This window comes from Streptomyces sp. NPDC002130, assembly GCF_040296465.1.
Taxonomy (GTDB): Bacteria; Actinomycetota; Actinomycetes; order Streptomycetales; family Streptomycetaceae; genus Streptomyces.
Genome location: NZ_JBEOXI010001001.1, coordinates 1 through 1,236, shown reverse-complemented (window position 1 = coordinate 1,236; position 1,236 = coordinate 1). Strand labels below are relative to the sequence as shown.

The 1,236-nt window shown below is 65.9% G+C and carries 1 pseudogene; it reads right to left on the bottom strand.

Annotated elements, in window-relative coordinates:
- Positions 1 to 1,236 (bottom strand): annotated as a pseudogene (locus ABT116_RS47820) (hypothetical protein); the annotation flags it as partial.

Here is a 1,236-nt window from a genome sequence, read left to right as displayed (position 1 = left end):
CGGCGATCTCGGCCACCTCGGCAGCTTCCTTGGCCAAAGCACCCAGATCCAGGTTGGCCTCGGACAGTCCGCCGGTCAGGTCGACCTCGAGCGGAGCCTCTGCAGCGGCGCGTCGCGATTCGCGGGTTGCCGTCTTCAGCAGTTGGGTCGCCATCTCCTGGGTGGACCAGGTGCGGACGCCCGCAGCTTCGACTGCGTCGACGATCGGATCGTTGTGACCCATGAGTCCGGTTCCGCGAACCCAACCGATGACCGCATGTGCCAACGTGACCCGCTCGGCCCAGTTGCGCTCGGCCTTCCAACGGTTGACCACGGCGATCAGCGAAGCCTTTGCCTCACCGTAAGCACCGTCGCCGCCGAACGTTCCGCGGTTCGGCGAACCGGGCAGCACTACGTGCAGGTGCGTGTCGACGTCGCTGTCGTAACCGATCTTGGACAGACCGCCGATGAGACGCTCCACCGACCAGAGCAGCACGCGCATTTCCATTTCGGCGCGAGCGCCGGCGTCGGAGAGTTCACCGCCGACACGGGGAGCTGCGAACGGGAAGAGCATCGTCGGCGTCATGGCCGGCTTGATGAGCTTCTTTGCGCCACCTGCGTTCTCGGTGGCCTCGTTGCCGATCCAGTCGATCAGTGCGTCGACGTCGGTGTACGACGCCATGTTCGCGGGAACCACCCAGAGGGCTGCACCGGCGCGAGCGTTCTCGCGGTACAGTTCGCGGTAGAAGCCGAGGCGCTGACCGTCGAGTCGCGAGGTGGTCACGAATACCGTTGCACCACCGGCAAGGAGTTTGCCCGTGACCGCTGCCGCGATGGAGCCCTTGCTGGCGCCGGTCACTACTGCGACCTCGCCTGCCCACTCGGGTGCGTCGGATTCTGTCGTCACGGCCGCATCAGCGATGCGGGTGTAGACCTCGGCGAGCGCCGTGCGGCCTTCGTCGGTTGCGCGGGTGGCCCACCACTTCGCCTGTGCGGCGACAGTGGAACCGGCACCGATGAAGTTCTCGACCGACAACGCGGTGTCACCTGAGACACCACCCCTCGCTTCGCTCGACCGGATCCAGATGCGAGCGAGATCCTCACGCGCACTTGCCCAACGGTCGTCGAGCAGGACCGCCTTCTGCGCGTCGAATGCCGGAGCAACCAGACGCGGCCAGTCGGAGCCGAGTTCAGCCGAGACCAAGTCGACCAGTTCGGTGTCCTCGACCGTCGCGACTGCTGCTTCTTCGTTCAGTC